15 protein-coding genes are annotated in these 16991 nt (G+C 64.6%); 4 read left to right on the top strand and 11 right to left on the bottom strand.

Annotated elements, in window-relative coordinates:
- Positions 1-2: 2 nt before the first annotated feature.
- The 10 genes from VE25_RS23505 to VE25_RS01715 form a co-directional block, all read right to left on the bottom strand.
- On the bottom strand, positions 3-134 hold the full coding sequence (locus VE25_RS23505; protein ID WP_280136829.1) for a hypothetical protein: 132 nt from the start codon (positions 132-134) through the stop codon (positions 3-5).
- A 166-nt stretch (positions 135-300) separates the two neighbouring features.
- Entirely contained in the window at positions 301-1926 is a 1626-nt protein-coding gene (locus VE25_RS01755; RefSeq protein ID WP_160299939.1) for a type 2 periplasmic-binding domain-containing protein, read from the bottom strand.
- A gap of 68 nt (positions 1927-1994) precedes the next feature.
- The gene (locus VE25_RS01750; protein WP_201776026.1) at positions 1995-2930 is read right to left on the bottom strand and encodes a carbohydrate ABC transporter permease; all 936 of its coding nucleotides are present in this window, start codon (positions 2928-2930) and stop codon (positions 1995-1997) included.
- Positions 2927-3877: an ABC transporter permease gene (locus VE25_RS01745; RefSeq protein ID WP_046106861.1), complete on the bottom strand. Its 951-nt coding sequence runs from the start codon at positions 3875-3877 to the stop codon at positions 2927-2929. Before VE25_RS01745 ends, VE25_RS01750 begins: the two co-directional genes overlap by 4 nt.
- A complete protein-coding gene (locus VE25_RS01740) occupies positions 3867-4175 on the bottom strand; it encodes a hypothetical protein (protein WP_046106860.1) in 309 nt (102 codons plus the stop codon). Before VE25_RS01740 ends, VE25_RS01745 begins: the two co-directional genes overlap by 11 nt.
- A 223-nt stretch (positions 4176-4398) precedes the next feature.
- A complete protein-coding gene (locus VE25_RS01735; RefSeq protein WP_052731658.1) occupies positions 4399-6117 on the bottom strand; it encodes an ABC transporter ATP-binding protein in 1719 nt (572 codons plus the stop codon).
- Positions 6118-6183: 66 nt separating this feature from the next.
- Positions 6184-7731 carry an ABC transporter substrate-binding protein gene (locus VE25_RS01730; protein WP_046106859.1) on the bottom strand — a complete coding sequence of 516 codons (1548 nt, stop codon included), beginning with the start codon at positions 7729-7731 and terminating at the stop codon, positions 6184-6186.
- Positions 7732-7843: 112 nt separating this feature from the next.
- A complete protein-coding gene (locus tag VE25_RS01725; protein WP_052731657.1) occupies positions 7844-8746 on the bottom strand; it encodes an ABC transporter permease in 903 nt (300 codons plus the stop codon).
- Entirely contained in the window at positions 8743-9666 is a 924-nt protein-coding gene (locus VE25_RS01720; protein WP_046106858.1) for an ABC transporter permease, read from the bottom strand. The genes VE25_RS01725 and VE25_RS01720 overlap by 4 nt, the downstream gene beginning before the upstream one ends.
- Positions 9659-10561 (bottom strand): metallophosphoesterase family protein, encoded by a 903-nt coding sequence (locus VE25_RS01715; protein WP_046106857.1) that lies wholly within the window; start codon positions 10559-10561, stop codon positions 9659-9661. The genes VE25_RS01720 and VE25_RS01715 overlap by 8 nt, the downstream gene beginning before the upstream one ends.
- Positions 10562-10712: 151 nt before the next feature.
- On the opposite strand from VE25_RS01715, the gene VE25_RS01710 reads away from it, so the two are divergent.
- Together VE25_RS01710 and VE25_RS01705 are read left to right on the top strand one after the other, a co-directional pair.
- A complete protein-coding gene (locus tag VE25_RS01710) occupies positions 10713-11450 on the top strand; it encodes an HAD family hydrolase (RefSeq protein ID WP_046106856.1) in 738 nt (245 codons plus the stop codon).
- Positions 11451-11482: 32 nt separating this feature from the next.
- On the top strand, positions 11483-12355 hold the full coding sequence (locus tag VE25_RS01705) for a MurR/RpiR family transcriptional regulator (RefSeq protein WP_046106855.1): 873 nt from the start codon (positions 11483-11485) through the stop codon (positions 12353-12355).
- A 42-nt stretch (positions 12356-12397) separates the two neighbouring features.
- Here VE25_RS01705 and VE25_RS01700 read toward each other — a convergent pair whose 3' ends face one another.
- Positions 12398-13270 (bottom strand): hypothetical protein, encoded by an 873-nt coding sequence (locus tag VE25_RS01700; RefSeq protein WP_046106854.1) that lies wholly within the window; start codon positions 13268-13270, stop codon positions 12398-12400.
- A 430-nt stretch (positions 13271-13700) separates the two neighbouring features.
- On the opposite strand from VE25_RS01700, the gene VE25_RS01695 reads away from it, so the two are divergent.
- Both VE25_RS01695 and VE25_RS23590 read left to right on the top strand, forming a co-directional pair.
- Complete coding sequence (locus tag VE25_RS01695) at positions 13701-16643, top strand: autotransporter family protein (RefSeq protein WP_052731656.1); 2943 nt, start codon at positions 13701-13703, stop codon at positions 16641-16643.
- 56 nt (positions 16644-16699) lie between these two features.
- Positions 16700-16948, top strand: a complete 249-nt coding sequence (locus VE25_RS23590; protein WP_342018651.1) for an ATP-binding protein — start codon at positions 16700-16702, stop codon at positions 16946-16948.
- The last annotated feature ends 43 nt before the right edge of the window (positions 16949-16991 follow it).

The following is a 16991-nucleotide window of genomic DNA, read 5'->3' as shown; positions in this document are numbered from 1 at the left end:
GACTATTCCTTGGCGCCGGTGCGGGTCTGCGAGCCGGCGGCGAATTGACGCTGGAAGACGAGAAACGGGACGACGGCCGCACCGGCAAGGTCGGAGCGACGGATCGGCGGCGGGAGGTCACGGAGCCTGGACATTGATGTTTCCTCCCCGTCGATCGGCTTGGTTTTCTTATGGTCGAACAACTAACTTGAAACGTTATCAACTAGTCGGATGGATTGCAAGATCGGCCATTCTTGCGGAGCCTTTCCGGCATGGACAAGGGCCAGTTCGAGAGAGCCGGCCCTTGTGCCGGCAGAGAGCCTAGTTGGCCGTCGCGTCGTAGGCGGCCTGATAGATTTCGAGATAACGCGCGAGGCCCAAGCTCTCGATATCGGCAAGGTAAGCGGCCCAGGCAGCGTCGTCATTGATGTCGCGCTGGCCGGTCACGAATTCGGCGTTCGACTGAGTGACATAGTTATGCAGATTGGTCTGCAGCTGCGCCAGTTCGTCTGCCGTGGTGGGGTCGGTCCAGGTGTTCCAGTAGGGGAACAGCTGGTCTTCCGGATACTTGCCTTCATAGAGCAAGGTCGCTTCAAAAAGGCGGCGCTCGTACCCCGATGGTTCATAGATCTCGGTGGGCTGCACCTGGCCCCCGCGCCATTCCTTATCGCTGAAATACTGGCCCATGGCATTCCAGGCCATGTTTTTCGGTGGCGCGTTGGGATCAGGGGGAAGGTGATTGTAAAGCGGCGGGTAGTTGGGATCGAGCGCTATATCTCCTTCCACGGGGCGCAACCATTGCTCGCCTTCCTTTCCGTACTCGGCGCTGGCGTGGCCTTCCATGGTGAACATGTAGTCCACGATCTTGATCGCGGCGATCTGCTGTTCTTCGTTGGCCTTGTTGGTGATGACGAAGGCGGCGCCCGGCATGCTCGCCAGGTTGAAGGAGGTATAGGAGATGCCTTCCGGACCGGTCAGCGGCGGAACCGGATCATAGTCGCGGTCGCGGCCGTCATCCTGCCCGATCGTGACGAAGAGTCCCGGATGCTGCGCGGTGGCGCTGCCGATGATCACCGCTTCGGCATTGTTGCCCAGCGCCTGGAACGCTTCGCGGTTCTGCGTGAAAGCGCCGGGGTCGATCAGGCCCTCCTTATAAAGATCCGCCAGATAAGCCAGGCCGTCACGCCAGCCGTCCTGGACCGCCTGGAACTGGACGGTGCTGCCGTTGAGCGCCAGCATCATCGGGTATGAGTTCGCACGCGGGTCATAGACGAACGAATTCATGAGATAGGGAATGAGCGTATCCACGGTGTTGGCGGACAGCGGGATTTCGTCTGCACGGCCATTGCCGTTGGGATCGTTGTTCTTGAAGGCGAGCAGCACCTCCTTCAACTCGGCCGTGGTGGTGGGCATTTTGAGGCCCAGCTTTTCGAGCCACTCCGTATTGATCCAGTACTTGGCCGAGTAGGAACAGTGGAAGCAGTCGTTCCATTGCGGCAGGCCGTATATATTGCCGTCGGGCGCGGTCGCAAGCTTGAGGAGCGCCGGCTCCTTCTCGAATGCAGCCTTGATATTGGGGGCGTGCTGGTCGATGAGGTCGTTCAGCGGAATGATCAGGCCTTGCTGGGAATAGCGGATGAGCTCGGCCTGGCTGAACTGGTCGACCCAGTTGATCAGCATGAACACTTCGGGGTAGTCCCCGCTGGCCAGCAATATCTGCCGCTTTTCCGCAGCGGCGCTGGAATCATAGCCTGTCGTCTCAAAGTTAAGGTCGACGTTGAACTTCTCCTCCACGACCGTGGTGAACCAGGCCGTGTTGAGGTCCATGGTCGCGGTCTGCGGCGCGAAGACCCCGAGGGGCGTCTGGGCCGCGGCAAGCGTTGGCGCAAGGGCAGTGGCCGTCAGCAAAAGCGCTGTGGACACTGTCCTGGACAGCATGGAACGCATGGAAAATTCCTCCTCTGGCTGCGTTGCCTGCCGGGGCTCTCCTCCCCCCGGCATAGTGTTCACCTGCGCTATCCCTTCACCGACCCGAGCATGATGCCCTTGGTGAAATGGCGGGCCACGAAGGGATAGATGAGCAGGACCGGAACGGTGGAAATGACGATGAGGCTGTATTTCAGAAGATCGGCCAGCTGCTGGCGCTCCAGCATGGCAGTCGCATCGCCAAGGTTGGATTGGGTATTGAGGATCAGGATGTTCCGCAGCACGAGCTGCAACGGATAGAGCGCGTCGGTGCGCAGGTAGATCAGCGCATCGAAATAGGAGTTCCATTGCCAGATGGCGTACATGAGCGCGATCACCGCGATCATCGGCTTGGCAAGCGGAACGGCGATCAGGAGCAGGAACCTGATGTCCCCGACGCCGTCGACACGCGCGGCTTCGTAAAGCTCCTTGGGGATCGCGTCCCGGAAATAGGCCATGGCGAGGATCACCTGCCATACGCCGATGGCGTTGGGCACGATCATCGCCCAGGGCGTGTTCAGCATGCCCAGGGAGCGCACCACCATGTAGGTCGGGATGAGCCCGCCTGAGAACAGCATGGTGAAAACGATCAGCTTGGTGATCAGCCGCCCGCCGAAGAAGTCGGCGCGCGAGAGCGGGAACGCCACGGCGATGGTCAGCACCACGCTTAGAGCCGTACCGGCGGTGGTGTAGAACAGGGAGTTGAGGAAGCCGCTGACGATCTTGGGATCGCGCAGCGCCACTTCATAGCCGCGCAGCGTGAAGTCCACCGGCCAGAGGCCTACTCGGCCGGATGAAACCGCGGCAGGACTGCTGAACGAGCTGGCCACGATATAGATCAGCGGCAGCACCACGATCGCGAGGAAGGTGAGCAGCAGAATGTAGATCGCGATGACGAAGAGCCGGTCGACGAGCACCACGTTCAGCGACCGCTTGCGCAGCCGTGCCCGCATGGCCTCGTTCGTGTCTCGAGCAATGACGGTCACCAGAGGCTCCTCCCGGTTACGCGTTTTGCGATGGCATTGACCGTGACCAGCAGCACCAGGTTGATCACCGCGTTGAAGAGATTGATGGCGGTCGCCAGGCTGAAATTCGCGTTCAGCAGGCCGGTCTTGTAGACGTAGGTGGAGATGATCTCGGACTGGCTGAGGTTGAGCGGGTTCTGCAGCAGGAAGGCTTTTTCGAACCCGACCTGCATGATGTTGCCGACCCCCAGGATCAAAATGATGATCGCGGTCGGCATGATGCCGGGAATGTCGACATGGATGATCTTCTGGATGCGGCTGGCGCCGTCCATCTTGGCGGCCTCATAGAGCGCCGGGTCGATGCTCGCCAATGCGGCGATGTAGATCACCGCCGAGTAGCCGGCGGTCTGCCAGATGTCGGACCAGACATAGACATGGCGGAAATAATCGGCACGCACCAGGAAATCGACGGCGGGGACACCGAAGAACCCGAAGACGTCGCCGACGAGCCCGATCCTGGGCGAGAGGATGAGGATGGTCATCGACACGATGACGACGGTTGAAATGAAGTAGGGGGCGTAGGTGACGAGCTGCACCGTCTGCCGGAAAGCGCGTAACCGCACCTCGTTGAGTGCCAGCGCAAGGATGATCGGGATCGGGAAGCTGGCGAGGATGTAATAGGCGGACAGCGTGAAGGTGTTGCCGATCAGCTGCCAGAACACCGGGTTGGCGAAGAAATTGTTGAAGTGCTTGAGGCCGACCCAGGGGCTGCCCCACACCCCGGCCACCACGTTGTAGTCCTTGAACGCAATGACGGCGTTGATCATCGGCAGGTATTTGAAGACGGCGAAGTAGGCGAGCGGCACCAGGATCAGCAGGTAGAGCTGCCAATGCCGTCTCCAGCTGCGCTTGGCCGCATATCGCCAGCCTTTTCGCTTTGTCTCGCCGACGTCGTGGCTAGCTGCCATGAACCATGACCCTCCCAATTTCAGCCGGAGCCTCGGGGAAACGCACGATGCCGCCGCGGGCGTCGCCCTGGCCGCCGGCGGGCACGAATTCGCGCACCGTCACGCCGGGATGCATCTCCATGAACTTGGCTTCGACCTCGTGCCACATCTCGAGGTCGGTGCCGCCCTGCCACTGCATGATCACCAACTCGCCGCTGACCTCCCGGGCGAGCACGACGCTCGCAAGCAGGGCGATAGCGGCGCCGGCAAGGACGGCGCGACGATGGATGGGCGGCAGCAGGCCACGATGTCTGGTCATTGATGTCTCCTCCCATTGGCCGGCTTGGTTTGTGTTATGGCCGAGCAACTAAGTTGAAACGTTATCAACTAGGTGGGTGGATTACAAGCCGGTCCACTAGTGGTGCTCCCATGAGACGCTGTGCGGTGATGCTCATCGCCGCTATGGCCATCGCCGTACCCGTTGTTCTTTATCCGCGGGACATATCGGCGCGCCAGGCTGGGAGGCTCTGGTGCGCCACCGCTTATGCAGGTTCGATGATCTTCGCCGCGGCTTTCCGCGTCATCCGCGTCGTCGGGTCCGCCACCGGCACCGCAGCGATGAGCTTGCGGGTGTACTCTTCCTGCGGGTCCTCGAAGACCTGCTGGCGCGTGCCGATCTCGACGATCCGGCCGTGCTGCATCACCGCGACCCGGTGGCTGATGCGCTCGACCACGCCCATGTCGTGGGAGATGAAGAGGTAGGAGAGTCCCAGTTCCTGCTGCAGCTCGATCAGGAGGTTCACCACCTGCGCTTGAATCGAAACATCGAGGGCCGAGACCGACTCGTCGGCGATGATGAGCTTGGGCGAGAGGCTGAGCGCCCGCGCGATGCAGAGGCGCTGGCGCTGACCGCCGGAGAACTCGTGCGGGTAGCGCTCGAGGTGCTCGTCCTCGAGCCCCACCCGGCGCACCAATTCGATCGCGCGATCGCGCAGCGCGCTACCCTTGTCGATCCTGTGGATGACGAGCGGTTCGACGATCTGCTCGAAGGCATTGAGCCGCGGATCGAGCGCCGCATAGGGGTCCTGGAAGACGATCTGCATGTCGCGCCGTGCGACGCGCAGCGCCTCGGTATCGAGCTTGAGGACGTCCCAGCCTTCCACCAGCACTTCGCCCGATCGTGGACGCACGAGGCGCAGGATCGAGCGGCCGGTCGTCGACTTGCCGGATCCGGATTCGCCGACCAGCGACAGCGTCTCGCCGCGGCCGATCGTAAAGCTGACGTCATCCACCGCCCGCACGTCGCCGGCATGCCGTTGCAGCACGCCTTTGCGGATGGGGAACCAGGTCGAGAGATTGCGGACCTCCAGCAGCGGCTCGCCCGAGGGCCGTGACGATGCAGCAAGCTTCGGATCAAGGCCGAACGGCACGGGGCCTGCGGCGCCGGCCATGGCGCCGAGGCGCGGCACGGCATCGAGGAGCTTACGGGTATAGACGTGCTGCGGCTGGGCGAAGAGGCGGTCGACCGCCTGTTCCTCGACCTTGTTCCCGCGCCGCATCACCACCACGCGATCAGCCATCTCGGCGACCACGCCCATGTCGTGGGTGATGAAGAGCAGCGCCATGCCGTCCTCGCGCGAGAGCTCGCGCATGAGGTCCAGCACCTGCGACTGGATGGTGACGTCGAGCGCGGTCGTCGGTTCATCGGCGATGAGGAGGCGCGGCGCGCACGCCAGCGCCATGGCGATGACGATACGCTGGCGCATGCCGCCGGAAAGCTCGTGCGGATACTGGTTGAACCGCCGCGCTGGATCGGTGATCCGCACGCGGGTGATGAGGTCGAGCGCGCGCGCCTTGGCCGCCTTGCGGTCGAGGCCGCGATGCCGGCGCAACACCTCGGCGATCTGTTCGCCGACGGTGAAGACGGGATTGAGCGCGGTCATCGGCTCCTGGAACACCATGGTGATCTCGTCGCCGCGGATGTCGCGCAGCGTCTTCTCGTCGGCGCGCGCGAAGTCGGTCACCTCGCCGTTGCGGCGGGTGAAGCGGATGGCGCCGGTCTCGATGCGGCCGCCGTTGAACGCGGTGAGCCCCAAGACCGAAAAGGCGGTGACCGACTTGCCGGAGCCGGATTCGCCCACGACCGCCACGCATTCGCCCGGCGCGATCGAGAATGAGAGGTCCTCCACCACGCGCTTGGCCTTATCGCCGCGGCCGAAGCTGATCGAGAGGTTTTCAACGCTGAGCAGGGGCTTGGACATGGTCGCACCTTTCGTGGGGAGCAGGGAGCGGGCCGGCGAAGGGAGCACGCCGGCCCGCAGGCCGCGCTACTCGAGGCTGATCGAGCCGGCGCGGAAATCGAGGACGTAGGGGATGTGCCCCGGCTGCGGCCTCCAGGTGACGCCCTGGCGCATCCCGTAGCTCTCATAGGGCTGGTAGAGCGCCAGCACCGGCATTTGCTCCTTCACCACGTCCATGATCTGCTCGTAGGCCTGCTTGCGGCTGGCGACGTCCGTCGAGTAGCGGAACGTGTCCCAGAGCTGCGCGTACGCCTCGTCCGTCGGCCAGGTCATTTCCGAGCCCGAGCCCTTGGGCGCCCACATGACGCCGAAGGAGCCGGCCGGATCGGCGAAGTACATGGGGTTGGACCAGTTGCGCACCTCGAGATCGTCGTCCGGGCCGGTCCACTTGGTGGTGACGTTGATGTTGGTCGTGACCCCCACGGCCGACCACATCTCCTGGATCGCCTGGGCGGCGAGCAGGCCGTTGGTGTAGTAGACCGGGTCGGTATCGAAGCGGATCGGCGAGCCGTCATAGCCGGCCTCCTCCAGGAGTTGCCTCGCAAGGTCCGGATCGTAGGAATAGGTGTCGGCGTCGGGCAGGTAGAGCTCACCGAACTGCTCATACGTGTGGGCCGGCGGCACCTTGGCCTGGCCGCCCCACAGCGCTTCGTTGAGCAGGTTCCTGTCGATGGCATAGGCCAGCGCCTGGCGCATCTTGGGATTGGAAAGCTTCGGGTTCTCGGTGTTGAAGAAGATGACGTGGAAGAGCGGCGTCACCGCGCCCTCGACCTTGAGGCTCGGATTCGAGGAGATCGTCTGCAGCTGGTCGGGCGGCACGTTGGTGATGAGGTCGACCTCGCCGTTGGCGAGCGCGGTCACGCGCGTCGCAAGCTCGGGAATACGGCGCAGCGTCACGGTTTCGAGGGGGGCGGGCTCGCCCCAGTGGTCGGCAAAGCGGGTCCAGACCAGGGTCTCGCCCGGCTGGAATTCTGAGATCGCATAAGGCCCGGTCCCGACCGGTGCCATCATGAAGGCGTCGAAGTCGGACTGCTCGACGGCGGCCGGATCGCCCGAGAGGCCGGCGATGTGGCTCTTGGGCACGATCGAGGCTTCCGAGGTGTTGAGCAGGATCTCGAACAGCGGCTCGGGCTTCTTGGTGGTGAACCTGATTGTCCGTTCATCCACCTTCTCGACCGAGGCGAAATTGTCGAAGAACTGGCGGTGGATGCCGGCGAACTCGGGAGTCATGTCTTGAAGGATGCGCTCGAACGAGAACACCACGTCGTCGGCGGTCATCGTGTCGCCGTTGTGGAACTTCACGCCCTCGCGCAGCGTCACCACCATCTCGGTCGGCGAGGTCTGCTCCCAGGCGGTCGCGAGGCCCGGAACGAAGTTGGCGCCGGGCTGGCTGTAGTCCTTGAGGATCAGCGGGTCGAAGCTGTTGAAGTAGATCTGGCTGCCCTGGTTGCCGAAATCCTTGCCGGGATCGAGCCAGGCCGGCAGGTTCTGCACGCCGACCGTCAGGCTCTGGGCCAGGGCGGGCGAGGTCAGCATCGTGCCGATCACGAGCGCGGGGAGAAGCGTCTTGAGCATGGTCGTCTTCCTCTGTTTGCGGCAGCCGGTTCCAGCGGTGTCCGAGGGAGGGCGGAACACCGTGGCTGCCTTGCGGATAAGGGGCTTACTCGCCGGCGCCGCAGCGCCGGATTTACTTGAGGCGCACGTCCAGCGCGTCGCGCAGCCAGTCTCCGATGAGGAGCACCTGCAGCGAGACGAACATGATGGCGATCGCCGGAACGAGCGCGATCCATGGGCTCGAGGCGAGGTAGTCGCGCCCGAGGCCGACCATCGAGCCCAGCGTTGCCGTTGGCGGCTGCACGCCGAGACCGAGGAAGGAAAGCGAGGATTCGGCGAGGATCAGGGCCGAGAACGTCATGGTCCACACCACTATGATCGGCGAGACGATGTTGGGCAGGATGTGCTTGAGGAGCACCCGGCTGTGCGGCGCGCCGGCCGCGATCGCCGCCTCGACGAAGGGCATCTGCGAAACCGCAAGCACCTGGGCTCGTACCACGCGGGCATAGACTTCCCAGCCGGCCAAACCGATGGTGACGATCAAGACCGGCAGCGAGTTGCCGAAGACGGCGATGACGACGAGGGCGATGAGCGTGAAGGGAATGGCGAGCTGGATATCGACCACCGCCATGACGAACCCGCCGAACCAGCCGCGCACATACCCGGCAATGATGCCGAGGAAAGTGCCGACGGCGAGGCTGATGAGGCTGCCGATGAGCGCGATCGCCATGGTGAGTTGCAGCCCGTAGAGGGTGCGCGCGAGGAGGTCGCGGCCCAGCTGGTCGGAGCCGAGGAGGTGGCTCGCCTGCGCCCCCGGCATGCCGACCGGAGGCTTCAGACGCGAGAGCAGCGATTGCGCATCCGGATCGTAGGGCGCCAGCCAACTCGCCGCCGCCGCGATCGCCAGCACCAGCACGAAGAGCGTGAGGTTGATGCGGGTGACGAGGCCGGCGCGCGACCAGAGCGTCAGCAGGAGGTTCGGCTTGCCCTTGCGGGCGGCGGCGATGCCGGTAACGGGGACGGTGAGCTCGGTCATGATGCGGCGACCTTCACGCGGGGATCGAGGGCGGCGTAGGCGTAGTCGACGACGAGCGAGGCGGTGACGACGAGAAGGGCGATGAGGATCACCCCGAACTGGAGGACCGGATAGTCGCGCCCGATGGCGGCAAAGACCACGAGGTCGCCGATGCCTTTGGTGGCAAAGACGCTCTCGACGATGACGACGCGCGCGACCATGCCGGCAACCTGCAGCCCGAGGATCGTCACCACCGGGATCGAGGCATTGCGCAGCGCATGCTTGCCGACGACGACGTGCTCGGGCAGGCCCTTGGCGCGGGCGGTGCGCAGGTAATCCTGCCCCAGCACGTCGAGCATGGCGTTGCGGGTGAAGCGGACGATCTCGGCGAGCATCGGCGCCGCCAGGACGATGGCGGGCATGACGAAGTGCAGCGGCGTCATCGAGCCGGAGCTCGGCAGCCAGTGCAGGCTGAACGAGAAGACGAGGATCATGATGATCGCCAGCACGAAGTTGGGCGTGGCGTAGCCGATGAAGGCAATGCTCATGATCGCGCCGCCGATCGCGTTGGCGCGGTTGAGCGCGGAGACGAGCCCGAGCGGCAGGCCCAGCACCACGGCCAGCACCAGCGCGTAGCCGAAGAGGGTGAGCGTATTGGGCAGGCGCTCGGCATAGATGTCGAACACCGGGCGGCGCTCATAGAGCGAGATGCCTATGTCACCCGAGATGAGTCCCTGCAGATAGTGCCAGAACTGGGCGAGCACCGGCTGATCGAGACCCATTTCGACCATCATCATCCGCCGGGTCTCGGCGTCCAGCCCGGGCGGCAGCAGGTAGTCCGCCGCGTTGCCCGAGAGGCGCGTGGCGAAGAACACGGCGACGATGACGACGCAGAGCGTCACCAGCGCGCCGAGGGTGCGGCGGACCAGCTGGTCAAGCATTTTCAGCCACTTGGGCGTTGAGCCGTTCCTGGAGCCTCGCCTGGTCGGCGGCGAGCTCGCCGAAGGGCGGCATCGATTTCAGCCACTTCTGCGCGCCCGAGGCGCGGAAAGGCAGGCGCACGAAGAACGGGTCGCGCCCGAAGACCTCCAGGGCGAACTGGCCGTCCCCGATCTCGAGGATGCCGAAGGCGGTCGCCGGCTCCGGGTAGGTGGTGAAGCGCTCGCTGAAGGACTGGATGGTGATGTGCTGGACGTTGTGGACGTTGGTCACGGTATTCCAGTGCACATGGCCGGAGAGCCACATGGCGGCCTTGCCGGTCGCCTCGACCGCGGCCCTGACCTCGGTGTGGTCGGGATAGGTCGACACGTGCGCGTTGTTCTCGAAGTAGAAATTGCCGATCTGCGAGTGGCCCGAGAGCGGCACGTGGGTCGCGATGATCGCCGGGCGCTCATCGGCGTTGAGCGCCTTGATGAGCCAGGCGAGCGCCGCGCTGGCCTTCTGGAAGCCGAAGGTCGGCGCGTCGGTATCGAGCTTGACGCTCGCCTGCCAGAGGATCAGCCGGAAATCGCCGAGGTCGATGACCTGGTGGTCCATCGACTGGTTGAAGATGCGGGCGTTGTCCTCGATGCTCAGGTTGGCAACGTCGTGGTTGCCGAGCACATGGTAGCGCCGGCCCGAGAACTTCGAGAGCCGGTCATAGACATCACCGGCAACCGTCACGTCCATCTCGTGGGTCGTGTCGGAGATGCGGTCGCCGAGGTCGAGCAGCACATCGACCTTCTCTTGCTCGATGCGCGCGATGAACGCCTCGAGCTCGGGCAGCGCGTCCCAACCTTCCTTCTTGGTGTGGGAATGCGGGCCGTGGTGGATGTCGGCGACGAGTGCGATCTTCATTTGGGGAGCCCTCGATGTGCTGTTGGTGGCGCGATATCGGGATGCTTAGCGGCTGTCTGTGACAGGCAGATGAAGCTTTCTCAAAATTTTTGATATTGACATTGAGCTTATCTCAATTCACCTGTGGGCGCAGAACAGGAGCTCGCGGAACGTGTCCTTCAACTTCGCCGACCATGCCGGATTCCTCATCGATCTCGACGGCACCCTCACCGCCGGACATGAGCTCCTGCCGGGCGCGCGCAGCCTTCTCACCGCCGTCGAGGGGCGGTTCGCCATCGTCTCCAACGACAGCGAGCACACGCCCGACCAGCTCGCCCGGCGCTTCCGCGAGTGGCGGCTCGCCGTGCCGCCCGAGCGCATCGTGCTCGCCGGGGTCGCGGCGCTCGAGGCAGCGGCGCAGGCGCATCCGGGCGGGCGGCTGATGCTCCTCGGCTCCCCCGCCCTGAGGCGCATGGCGCGCAACATGGGCTTCGAGCTGGTCGAAAAGGACGCGGACGTGCTGATCGTCGCGCGGGACCGGCAGTTCACCTACGGCAGGCTCGCCGCCGCAGCGCGCGCCGTGCGCGACGGCGCCGAGGTGCTCGTTGCCTGCCCGGACCTTAGCCATCCGGGGCCGGACGGCTATCCGGTGCCCGAGGCCGGCGCGCTTGCCGCCGCGCTCTTTGCCGTTACCGGCCCGGTGCCGCACCGGGTCATCGGCAAGCCACAGCCAGCGCTTTTCGAGCATGCCTGCCGGCGTGTCGGCGTGCCCGCCCGGTACTGCGTCGTCATCGGCGACAATCCCGTCACGGACGGCGCGGGCGCGGCCGGGCTCGGCGTGCCCTTCTGGCAGGTCAAACCCGGGCGCCTGCCGGAACTGCTTCGCGAAACCGTCATGGACGTGGTCTAGTGGCGCAATCCCTTCCGGTACGACCCAGCGCCATGGCAGAGACAACACAGTCCCCCAACCGCCTGACCAACGTCATCGAGCGCATCGCCGCCATCCGCGCGGACCTGGCGCCGACGGCCGGCCGCATCGCCGATTTCATCGCCCAGAACGCGGCCGACGTCGTCCACATGTCGGTGACGGAGGTTGCCGAGCGGGCCGGAGCCAGCGAAGGCAGCGTCGTCGGGCTCTGCCAGCAGCTGGGCGCGCGCGGCTTCCAGCAGATCAAGATCGCGCTGGCGCGCGACCTCGTGCAGCCCGTTCAGTTCATCCAGGAAGACCTCAATCCCGCCGACGGCCTCGCCGACGTGGTCGCCAAGATCTTCGGGGCGGACCTGCGCGCCCTGCAGGACACGCAGAACGCCCTCGACATCGGCGAGCTCGCCCGCGCCGTCGAGGCCATCCGCAAGGCCAAGCGTATCGAGGTCTTCGGCATCGGCTCGGCCGCACCGATCGCGGAGGACGCCACCTACCGCCTGCTGCGCATCGGCATCAACGCGCGCGCCAGCGTCGACAGCCACGTGCAGGCGATCACCGGCTCGCTCTGCGATCGCGACGTCGCGGTCCTGACCATCTCGCATTCCGGCTCGACCATCGAGACGCTGACGGCCACCAAGCTCGCCAAGGAGGCGGGCGCGACGACCATCGCCGTCACCAATTTCGGCCGCTCACCGCTCCTCAGCCACACCGATATCGTGCTGCACACGCTCGCCCGCGAGACCCAGTTCCGCACCGAAGCGATGACGAGCCGCATCGCCCAGCTCGCCGTGATCGACACGCTGATCGCGGCCCTTGCCCTCGCCGATTACGAGCGCGCCGTCAGCACCATCAACAAGACCTTCGATGTGCTTTCCATCAAGCGGGTGTAAGCGGCGGATTTTTTGCCCGGGCCTGCGCGTCGGATTGTTTCGTCAGAGCGCTTCGCCGCCCAGCTGAGGACCGATCCCCCGGTGATCCTGGATAGGCCGAGGTACAGTCGCTCCACCAAAAAACTCTTCGCGCAGGGTCCGTGTAAAAAAGCGGATCCGCCATAGCCGGGAAGCGATCCTCAGCAGATTTCCGGCGGTGCGATCCTTGGAGAAGATTAAGGCGATCAGTCCCACGGATTGACTGTGCGCCCCGACGTGACCAATCCGATAGACCGCTCCGGGGAAGGGCAGCCTGGGGAGTGGTGCGCCCGCCTCCTTCAGTTTTTCCGGCAGAATGAGGTGACTGCCGAACATCGATTTGATGTATTCCTCCCCGGCATCCTCGAACCGCTCCGGAAGATTGTAAATGTCGCTTCTGATGATGAGCGACGTTCCGCAGAGATTTGCGAATTCGTCGTGCCGCAGCAGCAGCTTCGTCCCGTCTTCCCAGATATATCCGTCCATGATGTGCCAGCCGGCTTGCCCATTGTTGTCGCGCACATGCCGGGCCAACCGGCGACTGACGAAATCATCGTCATCGACGATCATGAAGTATGCGCTGTCGCGAGCAGACAACATGCCCGACAGGACACGTCGTCCTTTGTCCAGACGGAAAGCGTCGTAGAACGTGTTCTTGTCGGCGCCGCGCCGCTCATGAATCGGATTGGGCGGAAACGTCACCCGGACGACGTCCCAGTTCGGGGGCATCGCAGGAAGGCTCGCCCCCTCGTTGGCGACCACGATCCCCCGCCAGTTGGGCGCGTCCTGAGCGGAAATGGACTGGATCGTCTGCTTCAGTCGATGCGTGACGAGGTTCCAGTCAGGCGCATTGTCCTGGTGCCTCACGGGAATGACAAAGGTAAGCCCACCGTTCATGAGCAGAGTGCCTCAGCACTGTCGAGACAGAAGGCAGCACTTCGCCCCATTTTTCGAGCCTCTAGATCCAACTCTATCCAGAGTTCAGCCGAATCCTCCCCCTGTCAACCGCGCGACCACGTGACAACATCTGAAACTGAAAGGATATGTCCGGGAGCCGGTTGTCATGGCGCGGACATTTCCCTAAGCTAAGTACTTGGTGGGGGTCAGAATTGCGAGGGCATTGCTAATGATTCACGCGCGCGCTGCGCTCCTCTCCTCCACGACGCTTCTGCCGGTCATCTTCACAATCTCCGCTGGTGTCTTGCTTGCATCCAGCCCGGCGATGGCGGCTTGCACTACGGCGGGCGCGATAACGCTTTGCGATCCGGCGGCGCCCAATCCACATGACAGCACCGTCGGAACGGGCAGGGCGGATCACGGCAGGACCGTGGACCTCAGTTCAGGCGCCGGAATCAACGTCACCAATGCCAACGCCATCAGCCTTGGCGACAATGCAGACATCACGGTGCAGAGCGGCGCGTCGGTGCGCAACACCGCGACCGGCAACGGCGGGCTTTACGGCACCGGCTTCAACACGATCGAGTTCAACAGCAACGGTACTCTCATCGTCGAGGCGGGGGCCGAAATCGTCAAGTCGGGCGGTTTCGTCAACGCGGAAGCTGTCAACGTGCACGGCTTCGGCAACAGGATCGAGAATCGCGGCCTCATCCAGACCACCGGCAGCGCCGCGATCTGGTTCCAGGATGAGCGCTGGGGCGCCAGGAACGTCGTCGACAATTACGGGGTCATCGAAAAGGTCGGGGGCGTCGGCAGCGTGATAGGGTCCGGTGGCGGTGCGGGCATCCAGTTCTACAACCGGACGGGAGCCGAGGTCATCGGCGGGATCAGCTTCGGCGGCGGCAACGACGATCTCTTCTTCTTTGCCGATTCCCTGGTGACCGGAAACATCAATGGCGGCGGCGGGCGCAACAATCTGACGCTCGAAGGCGCCGCCGGTTCCGACGATACGCTGGCCGGCAACATCATGAACTTCACCACCCTCACCAAGGATGGCGAAGGCAAGTGGACGGTGGCGGGCAGCCTTTCCGGATTCACCGACGTCACGGTTCGGCAAGGAACGCTGGCGCTCACCGGCGACAATGCGAACTACACCGGCACCGCTCTCATCGAAACCGCTGGCATCCTCGAGGCGCGCGCTCAAAGCCTGCCCACCCAGGCCACGGCCGAGGCTAACGTCGACAACGTCACCAACAACGGGCTCGTGCGCTTCACCCAGCCCGATGACGGCACCTATATCGGCCAGATCACCGGCGCGGGGGTGGTCGAAAAGACCGGGGCAGGGGTGCTCACCCTGGCGCCTGCCAGTGCGGAGGGTAACACCTATTCGGGCGGGACGATCATCACGCAAGGCACGGTCGCGGTTGGTGCCGACAACGCGCTCGGTGCCTCGACCGGCGGCGTGACCTTCGACGGCGGCATTCTGCGTTTCGACCAGCAGTTCGACCTGTCGGCGGACCGCGCCATCCTGCTCGACGTCGGCGGCGGGACGATCGATACGCAAGGTTTCACCACGGCCCTCACGCAGGGCACCGCGGGCGCCGGCAGCCTCACCAAGACCGGTTCCGGCGTTCTCAACCTCAAGGGCGACAACGCCCATGCCGGCGGCACGACCGTTGCTCAAGGCATTTTGGCCCTTGGCGGTGCGACCGGGGCTGCCGCCACCCTTTCCGGTGGTGGTCCGGTGAATGTCGCCTCCGGAGCCACGTTGGGCGGGTATGGCAGCGTGACCGGCGATGTCACCAACCAGGGCACGATCACCGTTGCCGATGCTCTTGCGGCCTTTGCCGGCGGGCCGGTCGGAAACTTGACGATCAACGGCAACCTGACCAATAGCGGCCTCGCGCAGATCGGTGGCAGCGCCGTCGGAAACACCTTGACCGTCGCCGGGAACTATATCGGCCAGCAGGGCACGGTCGGGCTCAACACCTTCCTCGATACCGACGGTTCTGCGTCCGACAGGCTGGTGATCGACGGGGGCGCCGCGAGCGGCGCCACGAGCCTGGCGATCACCAATGTCGGTGGGCCGGGCGCGCAGACGCTCGCGAACGGTATCCTGGTGGTCGATGCCGTCAACGGCGGCACGACGGCGCCGGATGCCTTCGCGCTGGCGGGCGCTGTCTCGGCGGGTGCCTATGACTACTTCCTGTTCAAGGGTGGCGTGACCCCCGGCTCCGAGGAGAGCTGGTTCCTGCGCAACACGCTCGTCGCCACGCAGGGCGGCGCGGCGTTGCAGCCCGCGCCCGGAACACCCCCCTTGCCGGTCCTGCCGACGCCGGACAACCCCAACCCGGTGCAGCCGCCTCCGCCGACGCCCGGCGCAACGCCGGCCACGCCCGTCAACGGCGTCATCCCGCTCTACCGTCCCGAAGTGCCGCTCTACACGGTGTTGCCGCCGGTCGCCTTCGACATCGGACTCGCCAACCTCGGTACGTTCCATGAACGGCGCGGTGAGCAAAGCCTGTTGACCGGCGCCGAAGCATTCCCGGGCGTGTGGGGCCGCTTTTTCGGCGAGCAGTCGGAAACGAGCTGGTCGGGCACCGTCGATCCCAGCTTCGACGGCTCGCTCTTCGGCTTCCAGTTCGGGCTCGACCTCTACGGGCGCGAAACGCAGGACGGCCACCGCGACCAGGCGGGCGTTTTCGTCGCCCGCAGCGGGATGAACGGAGACATCAAGGGACAAGCCTTCGGCTGGAACGACGTCGCGGTCGGCGACATGACCCTCAACGGCACCAGCCTAGGCGCGTACTGGACCCATGTCGGGCCGAGCGGGTGGTATCTCGACGGCGTCGTCATGGCCAACCTCTTCGACGGTGAGGCGACGTCCGATCGCGGCTACGGCCTCGATGTTGACGGCAGCGGTTTCACGGCATCGCTCGAAGGGGGGTATCCGATCCCGCTCGGCGACAACTGGACGTTCGAGCCGCAGGGACAGGTTATCTGGCAGCAGGTGTCGCTCGACGATACGCAGGACGCGTTCTCATCCGTTTCCTTCGATACCGACGGCGGGTTGACCGGGCGGGTCGGCGCACGGCTCCAGGGTACCTTCGATATCGAGGGCGGCCAAGTTCTCCAGCCCTATCTCAAGGCCAATCTCTGGCAGGACTTCGGCGGCACCGATCGGGTCGTCTTCGGCGGAACGGACGTCATCGAGACCGACCGCGGAGGAACGGCGCTCGAACTCGGCGCCGGTCTGGTCCTGCAGCTGGGCGATGCCGTCAGTTTCCACGCAACCGCCGACTACACCACGAATCTGGGCGGCGAGAGCCACGAAGCCTATAGCGGCAATGTGGGCTTGAGCATCAGGTGGTGATCCTCAACGGTTAACCACCATAGGAGGAGGTTGGGAAACCTCCTCCTGACAGACTAGTGAAGCTCAGCGCCTCTATCGCCGAACAGCATTGGCGCGCCATCTTCGAACCCTTCCGACGGGTCGTCCCGCTCGACCGGGGAGCGGGCCTCGGCCTCAGCCTCGTCAGCGACATCGTCCTGCGCCACAACGGCCGCATCACCGTCGGCGACGCGCCGGGCGGGGAGCGCTCTTTGAAATCTCCCTCCCGCTTCTCGCCACGAGCGCGTCGTTACCGAGCCGGGCACTGTGATCGGAGTGACGCCTGACTATGCGCTTGCCGCTGCGAAGCGAGGTCAGGCGCAACGTTTC

Origin of the sequence: Devosia geojensis (genome assembly GCF_000969415.1) — a bacterium.
Classification (GTDB): domain Bacteria; phylum Pseudomonadota; class Alphaproteobacteria; order Rhizobiales; family Devosiaceae; genus Devosia; species Devosia geojensis.
Note: the sequence above shows the minus strand (reverse complement) of the source record. Positions and strands in the feature narration are given on the sequence as shown.

Bases quoted from the DNA above. Each gene is read 5' to 3' on its own strand.
- VE25_RS23505 (WP_280136829.1), bottom strand. From the start codon at position 134: ATGTCCAGGCTCCGTGACCTCCCGCCGCCGATCCGTCGCTCCGACCTT.
- VE25_RS01755 (WP_160299939.1), bottom strand. From the start codon at position 1,926: ATGCGTTCCATGCTGTCCAGGACAGTGTCCACAGCGCTTTTGCTGACG.
- VE25_RS01745 (WP_046106861.1), bottom strand. From the start codon at position 3,877: ATGGCAGCTAGCCACGACGTCGGCGAGACAAAGCGAAAAGGCTGGCGA.
- VE25_RS01740 (WP_046106860.1), bottom strand. From the start codon at position 4,175: ATGACCAGACATCGTGGCCTGCTGCCGCCCATCCATCGTCGCGCCGTC.
- VE25_RS01735 (WP_052731658.1), bottom strand. From the start codon at position 6,117: ATGTCCAAGCCCCTGCTCAGCGTTGAAAACCTCTCGATCAGCTTCGGC.
- VE25_RS01730 (WP_046106859.1), bottom strand. From the start codon at position 7,731: ATGCTCAAGACGCTTCTCCCCGCGCTCGTGATCGGCACGATGCTGACC.
- VE25_RS01725 (WP_052731657.1), bottom strand. From the start codon at position 8,746: ATGACCGAGCTCACCGTCCCCGTTACCGGCATCGCCGCCGCCCGCAAG.
- VE25_RS01720 (WP_046106858.1), bottom strand. From the start codon at position 9,666: ATGCTTGACCAGCTGGTCCGCCGCACCCTCGGCGCGCTGGTGACGCTC.
- VE25_RS01715 (WP_046106857.1), bottom strand. From the start codon at position 10,561: ATGAAGATCGCACTCGTCGCCGACATCCACCACGGCCCGCATTCCCAC.
- VE25_RS01705 (WP_046106855.1), top strand. From the start codon at position 11,483: ATGGCAGAGACAACACAGTCCCCCAACCGCCTGACCAACGTCATCGAG.
- VE25_RS01700 (WP_046106854.1), bottom strand. From the start codon at position 13,270: ATGAACGGTGGGCTTACCTTTGTCATTCCCGTGAGGCACCAGGACAAT.